We start from the raw sequence: 13065 nt of genomic DNA, 5'->3' as shown, positions 1-13065 counted from the left end.
ACCGTTCACGAGACCCGGCGACAGTGCCGAAGGGCCGCAGTGCGACGGCCCGTTGGCGCCGAGATCTGACTCGGACCGGGCCTACGCTCGTCCATGACGACACCACTGCCCCCACCAGCAAGCGGAGATGCCGCCATGCCGTCCAACGACATCCGCACCGTCCTGCCCGCCGCCGTACCCACGCTTGCTGTCGGCGCCGTCGGCACCGCGGTGAGCGCGGTGGTCGCCGGCGGGAAGGGTGCCATCGGTGGCGTCGTCGGAACGCTCGTCGTCGTCCTGTTCATGGGGATCGGGCTGGTGGTGCTCCAGCGCACGGCCAAGTCCCTGCCGCAGCTGTTCCAGGCCATGGGGCTGATGCTCTACGTGGCCCAGCTGCTTCTTCTCTTCCTGTTCTTGACCATGTTCAAGGACACGACGCTGTTCGATTTCAAGGCCTTCGCCTTCACGTTGCTCGCGGCCACCGTCACGTGGATCACCGCTCAGGCGCGGAGCTGGATGAAGGCCAAGATCCTCTACGTCGACCCGGCCGCAGGGCAGGGCGGAAACCCCGCCAAGAGCGGGTCCTCGGCGTGAGAGGTAGGGCCGGGATAAAGAGCGGTTCGCGATGCTGCTATCGTCCGATGCCAACTGCGGCACTGCGGGCGTGGCCATCCGAGCTGACGCCTGTCCCAGCGCGACGCTCGACGCCGAACCGCCGCCCCCTTATCCGTAAGACCAGTCCAGTGCCGAACCGCGGCTGCGTGCCGCGCCGACACAACGAGGTTGCCGTACCTATGCGCCACGCTGAAGGAGCCCGCGGTGAGTGCTGACCAGACGCTTGCCTTCGACCCGAGCTGTCACCTCTTCATCGAGGGATGCGGCTTCCCGGCACCGGGCCTCCACTCGTTCATCTACGAGCCCATCGCCACGGTCGCGGGCTTCGAGTTCACCAAGCCGATGCTGCTGGCGCTCCTCGGCTCCGTGCTGATCGTCGCCTTCTTCTGGGCCGCGTTCGCCAAGCCGAAGCTGGTTCCCGGAAAGGTCCAGATGGTCGGCGAGGCCGGGTACGACTTCGTCCGCCGCGGCATCGTCTACGAGATCATCGGCAAGAAGGACGGCGAGAAGTACGTCCCGCTGATGGTGTCCCTCTTCTTCTTCGTCTGGATCCTGAACCTCTGGTCGATCGTTCCGCTCGCCCAGTTCCCGGTCACCTCGCTGATCGCCTTCCCGGCGGCGCTCGCGCTGATCGTCTACGTGATCTGGGTGGGGCTGACCTTCAAGAAGCACGGCTTCGCGGGCGGCTGGAAGAACATCCTCGGCTACGACAAGAGCCTCGGCGCCATCCTCCCGCTGGTCATGGCCCTGGAGTTCCTCTCCAACCTGATCATCCGGCCCTTCACGCACGCGGTCCGACTCTTCGCGAACATGTTCGCCGGTCACATGCTCCTGGTGATGTTCTCCCTGGCGAGCTGGTACCTGCTGAACGGCATCGGCATCGTCTACGCCGGCGCCTCGTTCGTCATGGTCATCGTGATGACCGCCTTCGAGCTCTTCATCCAGGCCGTCCAGGCGTACGTCTTCGTGCTCCTGGCCTGCAGCTACATTCAGGGCGCGCTCGCCGAGCACCACTGAGCCAGGCCCGTCCCCCGAAACCGCAGTCGTCCGGTGGCCAACCCCCACCGGGTCATTGAAAGAGAAGGAAGATCCGGCATGTCCGTTCTCCAGACCCTCGCCGCCGAGAACACCGTCTCCGGCAACGTCAACGCCGTCGGTTACGGCCTCGCCGCCATCGGCCCCGGCGTCGGCGTCGGCATCATCTTCGGTAACGGCACCCAGGCCCTCGCCCGCCAGCCCGAGGCGGCCGGTCTGATCCGCACCAACCAGATCATGGGTTTCGCCTTCTGTGAGGCGCTCGCCCTCATCGGCATCGTCATGGGCTTCGTCTTCCAGTAAGCCGGATTCGACAGCCCCACACCTTTCACGGAAGGCACTGATGTGAACGCTCTGTTCCTTGCGGCGGCGGAGGAGCCCCAGCCTCCGATCATCCCGCATCTCGACGAGCTCGTCGTCGGTCTGATCGCCTTCGCCATCGTCTTCGGCTTCCTCGCCAAGAAGCTCCTCCCGAACATCAACAAGGTTCTGGAAGAGCGCCGTGAGGCCATCGAGGGCGGGATCGAGAAGGCCGAGTCGGCCCAGCTCGAGGCCCAGAGTGTGCTTGAGCAGTACAAGGCTCAGCTCGCCGAGGCCCGCCACGAGGCCGCGCGTCTGCGCCAGGAGGCACAGGAGCAGGGCGCCGCGATCATCGCCGAGATGAGGGCGGAAGGTCAGCGTCAGCGCGAGGAGATCGTCGCCGCCGGCCACGCGCAGATCGAGGCCGACCGCAAGGCGGCCGCCGCCGCCCTGCGTCAGGACGTCGGCAAGCTCGCCACCGACCTGGCCGGCAAGCTGGTCGGCGAGTCCCTCGAGGACGTCGCCCGCCAGAGCCGCACCATCGACCGCTTCCTCGACGAGCTCGAGGAGAAGGCCGAGGCCGCCCGATGAACGGAGCGAGCCGCGAGGCACTGGCTGCCGCGCGTGAGCGTCTCGACGCGCTGACCGACAACACGTCGGTCGACGCGGCGAAGCTCGCCGAGGAGCTGGCCGCCGTCACCGCGCTGCTCGACCGCGAGGTGTCGCTGCGTCGGGTCCTCACCGACCCGGCGCAGGCCGGAGAGGCCAAGGCCGACCTGGCCACGCGACTGCTGAGCGGTCAGGTGGGCGGCGAGACCGTCGACCTGGTCTCCGGCATGGTCCGCTCCCGCTGGTCCCAGTCGCGCGACCTGGTCGACGCGGTCGAGGAGCTGGCGGACACCGCGGACCTCACCGCGGCCCAGAAGGCCGGCGCGCTCGACGACGTCGAGGACGAGCTGTTCCGGTTCGGCCGGATCGTGACCTCCAGCCCCGCGCTGCGGGCCGCGCTGACCGACCGGGCCGCCACGGCCACCGCCAAGGGCGAGCTGCTGCGCAGCCTCCTCGGCGGCCGGGCCAACGCGGCGACCGAGCGGCTGATCGTCCGCCTGGTCACCCAGCCGCGGGGACGTAGCCTGGAGGGGGGACTGGAGTCCCTGTCCAAGCTCGCCGCGGCGCGCCGGGACCGGATGGTCGCGGTCGTCACGTCGGCGGTACCGCTCACCGACCAGCAGAAGGAGCGCCTCGGCGCGGTGCTGGCGAGGACGTACGGCCGGACGATGCACCTCAACCTCGACGTGGACCCCGCGGTCCTCGGCGGGATCTCGGTGCGGATCGGCGACGAGGTCGTCAACGGCACGATCGCCTCCCGCCTCGACGAGGCGACGAGGCGACTGGCCGGCTGACCAGGTCACCACACCCAACAAGCGTTACCTACGGCCCGGTTGGGCCGTGCACAGGATGCAGAAGTTCTGGGGGGAGCCCCCAGATCCCCCAAAGAGACTTCGGGCCCAACAAGGAGAGCAGGGAACCCAGATGGCGGAGCTCACGATCCGGCCGGAGGAGATCCGGGACGCGCTGGAGAACTTTGTCCAGTCGTACAAGCCGGACGCGGCCTCGCGCGAGGAGGTCGGTACGGTCAGCCTTGCCGGCGACGGCATCGCGAAGGTCGAGGGTCTGCCCTCGACCATGGCCAACGAACTGCTGAAGTTCGAGGACGGCACCCTCGGCCTCGCCCTCAACCTCGAGGAGCGCGAGATCGGTGCCATTGTCCTCGGTGAGTTCAGCGGCATCGAGGAGGGCCAGTCGGTCCAGCGCACCGGCGAGGTCCTGTCCGTCGCCGTCGGCGAGGGCTACCTGGGTCGCGTCGTCGACCCGCTCGGCAACCCGATCGACGGCCTCGGCGAGATCGAGACGTCCGGCCGCCGCGCCCTCGAGCTGCAGGCCCCCACGGTCATGCAGCGCAAGTCGGTGCACGAGCCGATGGAGACGGGCTACAAGGCCGTCGACGCGATGACCCCGATCGGCCGTGGTCAGCGTCAGCTGATCATCGGCGACCGCCAGACCGGCAAGACCGCCCTGGCCGTCGACACGATCATCAACCAGCGTGACAACTGGCGCACCGGCGACCCGAAGAAGCAGGTCCGCTGCATCTACGTCGCCATCGGCCAGAAGGGCTCCACCATCGCGTCCGTCCGCGGTGCGCTGGAGGAGGCCGGTGCCCTGGAGTACACGACCATCGTCGCCGCCCCGGCGTCCGACCCGGCCGGCTTCAAGTACCTGGCGCCCTACACCGGCTCCGCCATCGGCCAGCACTGGATGTACGAGGGCAAGCACGTCCTCATCGTCTTCGACGACCTGTCGAAGCAGGCCGACGCCTACCGCGCCGTGTCGCTGCTGCTGCGCCGCCCGCCGGGCCGCGAGGCCTACCCGGGCGACGTCTTCTACCTGCACTCCCGCCTGCTGGAGCGCTGCGCCAAGCTCTCCGACGAGATGGGCGCCGGTTCCATGACCGGTCTCCCGATCGTCGAGACCAAGGCCAACGACGTCTCGGCGTTCATCCCGACCAACGTCATCTCCATCACCGACGGCCAGTGCTTCCTGGAGTCCGACCTGTTCAACGCCGGTCAGCGCCCGGCCCTGAACGTCGGTATCTCCGTGTCGCGAGTCGGTGGCTCGGCCCAGCACAAGGCCATGAAGCAGGTCTCCGGCCGGCTCCGCGTCGACCTGGCCCAGTTCCGCGAGCTGGAGGCGTTCGCCGCCTTCGGTTCCGACCTGGACGCCGCGTCGAAGGCCGCCCTGGAGCGCGGCAAGCGCATGGTCGAGCTGCTGAAGCAGCCGCAGTACCAGCCGATGGCGACCGAGAACCAGGTCGTCTCCGTCTGGGCCGGCACCACCGGCAAGATGGACGACGTCCCGGTCCAGGACATCCGCCGCTTCGAGACGGAGCTGCTGGACTTCCTGCACCGCGAGCACAAGTCGCTCATGACCTCGATCCGCGAGGGCGGCAAGATGTCCGACGAGACCCTCGACAAGGTCGCGGAGTGCATCACCGACTTCAAGAAGCAGTTCGAGACCTTCGACGGCAAGCTGCTCGGCGAGGACGCCCCGGCCACCGTCAACGTCTCCAAGTGACGACGGAAGGGACCTGATCCATGGGAGCGCAGCTCCGGGTCTACAAGCGTCGCATCCGGTCCGTCACCGCGACGAAGAAGATCACCAAGGCGATGGAGATGATCGCCGCCTCGCGCATCGTCAAGGCGCAGCGCAAGGTGGCGGCCTCCACGCCGTACGCGACCGAGCTCACCCGCGCGGTCACGGCGGTGGCGACCGGGTCGAACACCAACCACCCCCTCACCACGGAGGCGGAGTCCCCGACCCGTGCCGCGGTCCTGCTCATCACGAGCGACCGCGGTCTGGCCGGCGGCTACTCCTCCAACGCCATCAAGCAGGCCGACCGGCTCACCGAGCGGCTGCGCGGCGAGGGCAAGGAGGTCGACACGTACATCGTCGGCCGCAAGGGTGTCGCCTACTACGGCTTCCGCGAGCGCAAGGTCGCGGACGCCTGGACCGGCTTCTCCGACAACCCGTCCTACGCGGACGCCAAGCAGGTGGCCGCTCCGCTGATCGCGGCCGTCCAGCAGGACACCGCGGACGGCGGTGTCGACGAGCTGCACATCGTCTTCACGGAGTTCGTGTCGATGATGACGCAGACGCCGGTGGACAACCGGATGCTGCCGCTCAGCCTCGCGAAGGCCGCGGAGGAGACGGGGGCCAAGGGCGAGATCCTTCCCCTGTTCGACTTCGAGCCGTCGGCGGAGGACGTCCTCGACGCCCTCCTGCCGCGCTACGTCGAGAGCCGCGTCTACAACGCCCTGCTGCAGGCCGCCGCCTCCGAGCACGCGGCCCGCCGCCGGGCGATGAAGTCGGCGACCGACAACGCGGGAGATCTGATCAACTCGCTCTCGCGCCTTGCCAACGCGGCCCGCCAGGCCGAAATCACCCAGGAAATCAGCGAGATCGTCGGTGGCGCGAGCGCCCTGGCCGACGCGACCGCGGGGAGTGACAAGTAATGACGACCACTGTTGAGACGGCCGCCGCCACGGGCCGCGTCGCCCGGGTCATCGGCCCGGTCGTCGACGTGGAGTTCCCCGTCGACGCGATGCCGGAGATCTACAACGCGCTGCACGTCGAGGTGGCCGACCCGGCCCAGGACGGCGCGAAGAAGACGCTGACCCTGGAGGTCGCCCAGCACCTGGGTGACGGCCTGGTCCGCACCATCTCGATGCAGCCCACCGACGGCCTGGTCCGCCAGGCCGTGGTGACCGACACGGGCGCGGGCATCTCCGTCCCGGTCGGCGACTTCACCAAGGGCAAGGTGTTCAACACCCTCGGTGAGGTGCTGAACCACCCCGAGGAGAACGCCAACGTCGGCGAGCGCTGGCCGATCCACCGCAAGGCCCCCGACTTCGACCAGCTCGAGTCGAAGACCGAGATGTTCGAGACGGGCCTGAAGGTCGTCGACCTCCTCACCCCGTACGTCAAGGGTGGAAAGATCGGTCTGTTCGGTGGCGCCGGTGTCGGCAAGACCGTTCTGATCCAGGAAATGATCATGCGTGTCGCCAACCTCCACGAGGGCGTTTCCGTCTTCGCTGGTGTCGGTGAGCGCACCCGCGAGGGCAACGACCTCATCGCGGAGATGGAGGAGTCCGGCGTTCTGGACAAGACCGCCCTGGTCTTCGGCCAGATGGACGAGCCCCCGGGCACCCGTCTGCGCGTCGCCCTGGCCGGTCTGACGATGGCGGAGTACTTCCGCGACGTCCAGAAGCAGGACGTGCTCTTCTTCATCGACAACATCTTCCGGTTCACCCAGGCCGGTTCCGAGGTGTCCACCCTGCTCGGCCGCATGCCGTCCGCGGTGGGTTACCAGCCGAACCTGGCCGACGAGATGGGTCTCCTCCAGGAGCGCATCACGTCGACCCGCGGTCACTCGATCACCTCGATGCAGGCGATCTACGTCCCCGCCGACGACCTGACCGACCCGGCGCCGGCCACCACCTTCGCCCACCTCGACGCGACGACGGTTCTCTCCCGTCCGATCTCCGAGAAGGGCATCTACCCGGCCGTGGACCCGCTGGACTCCACGTCCCGGATCCTGGACCCGCGCTACATCGCGCAGGACCACTACGACGCCGCCATGCGCGTCAAGGGCATCCTGCAGAAGTACAAGGACCTCCAGGACATCATCGCGATCCTCGGTATCGACGAGCTGGGCGAAGAGGACAAGCTGGTCGTCCACCGCGCCCGTCGCGTCGAGCGCTTCCTGTCCCAGAACACCCACGCGGCGAAGCAGTTCACCGGTGTGGACGGTTCGGACGTTCCGCTCGACGAGTCGATCGCCGCGTTCAACGCGATCTGCGACGGCGAGTACGACCACTTCCCGGAGCAGGCCTTCTTCATGTGCGGTGGTCTCGAGGACCTCAAGAAGAACGCCAAGGAACTCGGCGTTTCCTAAGGTCCCGTGACGGGTGAGGGGGCGGGCGCGTCCCGCCCCCTCACGCTGCACCCCCCTCCGGGGCCACGGCCCCGGACCCCGGCCGCCCCCGCGGCCGTCCCCCGGCCGCGCTGGCCGGCGCGGGTCCTCGGCGCTCCGGCGCCGACGGCCCTACTAGACTTATGACCCAACACCCGGCAAGACCCGCCGGGTGGTGACCCGAGGAGCCACCCTTGGCCGCTGAGCTGCACGTCGAGCTGGTCGCCGCGGACCGGAGTGTCTGGTCCGGCGAGGCCACCCTGGTCATCGCGCGCACCACCTCCGGCGACATCGGCGTCATGCCCGGCCACCAGCCGCTGCTCGGTGTGCTGGAGTCGGGCCCGGTGACCATTCGTACGAGCGAGGGGGGCACGGTCGTCGCCGCTGTGCACGGCGGTTTCCTCTCGTTCGCGGACAACAAGCTGTCGCTGCTCGCGGAGATCGCCGAGCTGGCGGATGAGATCGACCCCCAGCGCGCCGAGCGCGCGCTGGAGCGTGCGAAGGCGGAGTCGGACGCCGCGGCCGAGCGGCGCGCCGACATCCGGCTGCGCGCGGTGGCGGCGCGCTAACGCACCGCCACTGATCCACCTCGCCGGGTGCCCTTCACGGGGCGGCCCGGCCCCTCAGCCGCGGCTCGGCCTGGACTCCCCAGACCGGCCGCGGCTGAGGCGATGCAGATGCAGGTCGTATTCGGTTACAGGACGAAGCGGGGAGGTCGGTGGAGATGTTCCTCGCCTTGCTGGTGAGCGCGCTGGTCGTCGCACTGGTGGTGATCGGGCTCTTCGTCTTCGGCCTGCGCCGGCGGCTGATCCAGCGGTCGGGCGGCACGTTCGACTGCAGCCTCCGCTGGAACGTCCCCGAGGAGGGCGACACCTCCGGCAAGGGATGGGTGTACGGGGTCGCCCGGTACAGCGGCGACCGGATCGCCTGGTTCCGGGTCTTCTCGTACGCGCCCCGCCCGCGCCGCATCCTGGAGCGGGCCTCCATCGAGGTCCTGGACCGCCGCATGCCGGAGGGCGAGGAGGAGCTGGCGCTCCTGTCGGACTCCGTCGTGCTGGGTTGCCTGCACCGGGAGACGCGCCTGGAGCTCGCCATGAGCGAGGACGCCCTCACCGGTTTCCTCGCCTGGCTGGAGGCGGCGCCCCCCGGACAGCGGGTGAACGTGGCGTAGCCGCCGCGTCCCGCCGCCGCGCACGGCGCGGAGCGCGCCTTCGCCCCCTCGCGTACGGGCGCGGACCGCGGTCCCGGGCCCCGCGTACTCGGATCGAGCCGCACCGTTTCCGGTGCGGCTCGATCGTTGTGCGGGGTGTGCCGGAGGGGCCGGTGGTCGCCGGGGGCCGGAGTGGACGGCCGTGGGCGGCCGTGGCCGGCTCACCGCGGGCGGTGTCGCCGCCGGCTGCTGGGGGAAGCGGAGCGCGCGTCCGGCCCCGCGTACGGCGTGGGTCGCGTGTTCCGGGTCCTGCGTACGGCGTGGGTCGCGTGTCCCGCCGCCGCGTACGGCGGTGGAGCGTGCGTTCCGGGTCCGGCATGCGGCGTGGGCCGCGAGCCTTGGGGCCCGCGTACGGCGCGTGGGCCGCGTGCCCCGGGTCCTGCGTACGGCGTGGGCCGCGGGCCCCGGGGCCGGTGGCGGACATGGATCGAGCCGCACCGTTTCCGGTGCGGCTCGATCGTTGTGCGGGGTGTGCCGGAGGGATCAGTGGTTACTGGAGGCCGGAGTGGACGGCCGTGGCCAGCTCACCGTTGGCGGTGTCACCGCTGAACTCCCAGTAGAAGGCACCGCCCAGGCCCTGGCCCTTGGCCCAGGCCATCTTGGACTGGACCGTCGCCGGGGTGTCGTAGCTCCACCAGTTGGTGCCGCAGTGGGCGTAGGCCGTGCCGGCCACGGTGCCGTTGGCCGGGCAGGTGTTCTTCAGGACCTTGTAGTCCTCGATGCCCTGCTCGTACGTGCCGCCCGCCGGGCCCGTCGCGGTGCCGCCCGGCTCCTTCTGGGTGACGCCGGTCCAGCCGCGCCCGTAGAAGCCGATGCCGAGCAGCAGCTTCTTGGCGGGCACGCCCTTCGCCTTGAGCTTGGCGATCGCCTCGGCGGAGGTGAAGCCGGACTGCGGGATGCCCGGGTAGGTGGTCAGCGGGGAGTGCGGGGCCGTCGGACCCTTCGCCGCCCAGGCGCCGAAGAAGTCGTACGTCATCACGTTGTACCAGTCGACGTACTGCGACGCCGGGCCGTACTCAGCGGCGTCGATCTTGCCGCCGGCCGAGGCGTCCGCGGTGATGGCCGCGGTGACCAGGTTGTTCGCGCCGAACTTGGCACGCATGGCCTGCATCATCTTGGTGAAGGCGGCCGGGCCGCTCGTGTCGCAGGTCAGACCACAGGCGTTCGGGTACTCCCAGTCCAGGTCGATGCCGTCGAAGACATCGGCCCAGCGCGGGTCCTCCACCAGGTCGTAGCAGGACTGGGCGAAGGCGGCCGGGTTCTGCACGGCCTGGCCGAAGCCGCCGGACCAGGTCCAGCCGCCGAACGACCACAGCACCTTGATGTGCGGGTACTGGGCCTTCAGCTTGCGCAGCTGGTTGAAGTTGCCGCGCAGCGGCTGGTCCCAGGTGTCGGCCTTGCCGTCGACGGACTGGTCGGCGGTGTACGCCTTGTCGTAGTCGGCGTAGGCGTCACCGATGGTGCACTTGCCGCCCTGGACGTTGCCGAACGCGTAGTTGATGTGGGTGATCTTGTTGGCCGTACCGGACGTCACGAGGTTCTTGACGTGGTAGTTGCGGCCGTAGACGCCCCAGTTGGTGAAGTAGCCCATCTTGACGGTGGACGACGGGCCGGGGCCTTCGCCGCCGCCGCCACCGGTGGTGCGGACCGCGACGGAGCCGCTGGCCGGGCCGGTCTGGTCGGCGGTGTCCCGCGCCTGGACGCTGTAGGAGTAGTCGGTGCCGGGGGTCAGGCCGGTGTCCGTGTACGTCAGGCCGGTGACGGTCGCGACCTTGGCGCCGCCGCGCAGCACGTCGTAGTTCTTGACGCCCTTGTCGTCGGTGGCCGCGGTCCAGCTGATCTTCACCGACGTGTCGGTGATGCCGGAGGCGGTGGGCGTGCCGGGGGCGGACGGCGCGCTGTCGCCGGGCTGGCCCGGTCCGCCGTCACAGGACTCGCCGTTCAGCTTGCAGCCGGAGGGGGCGCCGGTGCCGGTGCCGTTGAAGCCGAAGGTGACGGACGCCCCGGGGGCGAGGGTGCCGTTCCAGCCGAGGTTCTTGGCGGTCCAGTGGTTGCCGCTGTTGGTGACGGTGGCGTCCCAGGCGGAGGTGACGGACGTGCCGGAGGGGAAGTCCCACTCGACGGTCCAGGAGGAGAGGGCGGTGGTGCCGGTGTTCTTCACCGTCCACTTGCCCTCGAAGCCGCCGCCCCAGTCGGAGGCCTTGGCGTAGGTGGCGGTCGCGGAGGTGGCGGCCTGGGCGGGGGTGGCGAGGCCGACCATCGCGGCCAGCGGGAGCAGCAGCGCGGTGGCTCCGGCCGTGGCCCTGGCCAGGAGGCGCGCTCTGCGCGGTGGTGCTTGAGTGCTCGTGCTCAACGGTGCTCCTCAAGATGTGGACGGACATGGTGGGGGTCACGTGTGTCCGTGAAAGGTGCGCGCCGTGAGCGTAGGAAGGTCTGGACCAATCGTCAATAGGTCCAGACCACCTGAGAAGTGCCCCCGCGTCAGATCCCCAATTCTCGGGCCAGCACCGCGGCTTGCACCCGGCTGCGCAGGCCGAGCTTGCCCAAGAGCCTGCTGACGTGCGTCTTCACCGTCGCCTCCGCCATGTCGAGGCGCACCGCGACCTCCGCGTTCGACAACCCCTCGCCGAGGCACGACAGCACCTCGCGCTCCCGCCGCGTCAACGGGTCGAGCACGCTCCGGTCCGGCACGGCCCCCGCCGCCCGGCCGTCCGGCGCACGGCCCCGCCGCGGCGCCGCGAACTCCGCGATCAGCCGCCGGGTGACCGCCGGGGCGATCAGGCCCTCGCCGCGCGCCACCGTCCGCACCGCCTCGACCAGGTCCCGCGCCTCGGTGTTCTTCAGCAGGAACCCGGCGGCACCGGCCCGCAGCGCCCCGAAGACGTACTCGTCCAGGTCGAAGGTGGTCAGCACCAGGACGTCCGCGAGCCCCTCGTCCACCACCCGGCGCGTCGCCTCCATCCCGTCCAGCAACGGCATCTGAACGTCCATCAACACCAGGTCGGGACGCAGTTCGCGGGCGAGCCGCACCGCCGCCTCGCCGTCCCCGGCCTCGCCGACCACCTCGATGCCGGGGGCGCTGCGCAGGATGAGGACGAGCCCCGCCCGTACGGCCTTCTGGTCCTCGGCGACCAGGACGCGGATCGTGCCCCTCGCCGTTCCCGTGTTCATACCGCCGGCTCCCTGTCGTCCTCCGCCACGGGCAGCACCGCCCGTACCCGCCACGTCCTGTGCCCCGCCCCCTCCACCGGGCCCGCCTCGAACTCCCCGCCCAGCAGCGCCACCCGCTCCCGCATCCCGACCAGCCCGGCCCCCGACCCGGGCGCGCGCGGCCCCGCCGCGGGACGGTCGAACGGGCTGGTCACCCCGACCACCAGGGCGTGGCCGGTGCGCTCCACCACGACGGCCACCCCGCCCGCGTCGGCGTGCTTCAGCGCGTTCGTCAGCGACTCCTGCACGATGCGGTACGCCGCGAGCTCCACCGGAGCGGGCAGGTCCTCGTCCGGTGGCGGGGCGGTCAGCGTGAACGTCAGCCCGCTCGCCGTGCCGTGCGCCGCCGCCTGCCGTACGAGGGCGGCGATCCCGGCCAGGGTCGGCGCGGGCGCGGGCTCGCCGTCGGCACCGCTGTCCCGGAGCAGCGAGATCAGCCGGCGCATCTCGGCCAGGCCCTCGACGCTGTTCTCCCGGATCACGCCGAGCGCCTCCCGGCTGGTGTCCGGGTCGTCGAGGGAGAGCGCGGCGGTCGAGTGGATGGCGATCGCGGAGAGGTTCCCCGCGACCATGTCGTGCAGTTCCCGCGCCATCCTGGCCCGCTCCGCGACCACCGCCTCCCGCCGGTCCATCTCCGCCAGCAGCGCCGTCTGCTCGGCACGCAGCCGGGCCGCGTCGGCGGCCTGCCGGTGGTTGCGGACGACCGCGCCGGTGGTGGCGGGGACGAACGACACCATGCCGGTGAGGATGCCGAGCAGCAGCGCCCACGGCTCCCGGTACCACGCCAGCGACGCGATCGAGACACCGACGGTGATGAGCCCCGTCGTGACCGGCAGCCGGCGGGCGAGGGCGGGGGAGCCGTACACCACGGCCGCGTACACCAGGTCCGTGAACATCAGGATCGTCGCGATGCTGCCGCGCGTGAGCTGGTCCGCGACGACCGCGACCGTCCCGACCAGCAGCGCCGTGCGGGGCCTGCTGCGCCGGACGAACTCCAGCGCCGTCATCACGGACAGCGGCAGCAGGACGGCCCAGCGCGCGTCGACCACGCTGTGCCGCGCGCCCTGGCTGAACACCCCGAGCGACCACAGCAGGAGGCCGCCGGCCAGGCCGGTCGCGGCCAGGAAGACGTCGTCGCGGTGGGGGCGGGGCGGTGTCACGTCCCCATCCAACACGGCCCCGGGCC

General features: G+C 70.3%; 13 protein-coding genes. 10 read left to right on the top strand and 3 right to left on the bottom strand.

Features of this window, described 5'->3' with window-relative positions; genetic code table 11:
- Positions 1 to 135: 135 nt before the first annotated feature.
- The 10 genes from RND61_RS00760 to RND61_RS00715 all read left to right on the top strand — a co-directional run bounded on the left by RND61_RS00760 (position 136) and on the right by RND61_RS00715 (position 8630).
- Positions 136 to 573 (top strand): hypothetical protein, encoded by a 438-nt coding sequence (locus tag RND61_RS00760; RefSeq protein WP_315875619.1) that lies wholly within the window; start codon positions 136 to 138, stop codon positions 571 to 573.
- Positions 574 to 798: 225 nt separating this feature from the next.
- The gene (atpB, locus tag RND61_RS00755) at positions 799 to 1611 is read left to right on the top strand and encodes a F0F1 ATP synthase subunit A (protein ID WP_315875618.1); all 813 of its coding nucleotides are present in this window, start codon (positions 799 to 801) and stop codon (positions 1609 to 1611) included.
- A gap of 78 nt (positions 1612 to 1689) precedes the next feature.
- Complete coding sequence (gene atpE, locus RND61_RS00750) at positions 1690 to 1932, top strand: ATP synthase F0 subunit C (RefSeq protein WP_023586533.1); 243 nt, start codon at positions 1690 to 1692, stop codon at positions 1930 to 1932.
- Positions 1933 to 1974: 42 nt separating this feature from the next.
- Positions 1975 to 2520, top strand: a complete 546-nt coding sequence (locus RND61_RS00745) for a F0F1 ATP synthase subunit B (protein WP_315875617.1) — start codon at positions 1975 to 1977, stop codon at positions 2518 to 2520.
- Positions 2517 to 3332, top strand: a complete 816-nt coding sequence (locus RND61_RS00740) for a F0F1 ATP synthase subunit delta (protein WP_315875616.1) — start codon at positions 2517 to 2519, stop codon at positions 3330 to 3332. Before RND61_RS00745 ends, RND61_RS00740 begins: the two co-directional genes overlap by 4 nt.
- 130 nt (positions 3333 to 3462) lie before the next feature.
- Complete coding sequence (gene atpA / locus RND61_RS00735; protein WP_315875615.1) at positions 3463 to 5061, top strand: F0F1 ATP synthase subunit alpha; 1599 nt, start codon at positions 3463 to 3465, stop codon at positions 5059 to 5061.
- 20 nt (positions 5062 to 5081) lie between these two features.
- Positions 5082 to 5999, top strand: a complete 918-nt coding sequence (locus RND61_RS00730) for a F0F1 ATP synthase subunit gamma (protein WP_315875614.1) — start codon at positions 5082 to 5084, stop codon at positions 5997 to 5999.
- Positions 5999 to 7441 (top strand): F0F1 ATP synthase subunit beta, encoded by a 1443-nt coding sequence (gene atpD, locus RND61_RS00725; RefSeq protein ID WP_315875613.1) that lies wholly within the window; start codon positions 5999 to 6001, stop codon positions 7439 to 7441. The genes RND61_RS00730 and atpD overlap by 1 nt, the downstream gene beginning before the upstream one ends.
- Positions 7442 to 7653: 212 nt before the next feature.
- Positions 7654 to 8028: a F0F1 ATP synthase subunit epsilon gene (locus tag RND61_RS00720; protein ID WP_315875612.1), complete on the top strand. Its 375-nt coding sequence runs from the start codon at positions 7654 to 7656 to the stop codon at positions 8026 to 8028.
- 155 nt (positions 8029 to 8183) lie between these two features.
- Complete coding sequence (locus tag RND61_RS00715) at positions 8184 to 8630, top strand: DUF2550 domain-containing protein (RefSeq protein WP_315875611.1); 447 nt, start codon at positions 8184 to 8186, stop codon at positions 8628 to 8630.
- 529 nt (positions 8631 to 9159) lie between these two features.
- Here RND61_RS00715 and RND61_RS00710 read toward each other — a convergent pair.
- The 3 genes from RND61_RS00710 to RND61_RS00700 all read right to left on the bottom strand — a co-directional run bounded on the left by RND61_RS00710 (position 9160) and on the right by RND61_RS00700 (position 13039).
- Positions 9160 to 10929, bottom strand: a complete 1770-nt coding sequence (locus RND61_RS00710) for a glycoside hydrolase family 18 chitinase (RefSeq protein WP_315875873.1) — start codon at positions 10927 to 10929, stop codon at positions 9160 to 9162.
- A gap of 221 nt (positions 10930 to 11150) precedes the next feature.
- A complete protein-coding gene (locus RND61_RS00705; protein WP_315875610.1) occupies positions 11151 to 11840 on the bottom strand; it encodes a response regulator transcription factor in 690 nt (229 codons plus the stop codon).
- On the bottom strand, positions 11837 to 13039 hold the full coding sequence (locus tag RND61_RS00700) for a sensor histidine kinase (RefSeq protein ID WP_315875609.1): 1203 nt from the start codon (positions 13037 to 13039) through the stop codon (positions 11837 to 11839). The genes RND61_RS00705 and RND61_RS00700 overlap by 4 nt, the downstream gene beginning before the upstream one ends.
- Positions 13040 to 13065: the final 26 nt, after the last annotated feature.

Source organism: Streptomyces tamarix (genome assembly GCF_032423885.1).
Taxonomy (GTDB): Bacteria; Actinomycetota; Actinomycetes; order Streptomycetales; family Streptomycetaceae; genus Streptomyces; species Streptomyces tamarix.
This window is presented reverse-complemented; position numbering and strand designations above follow the sequence as displayed.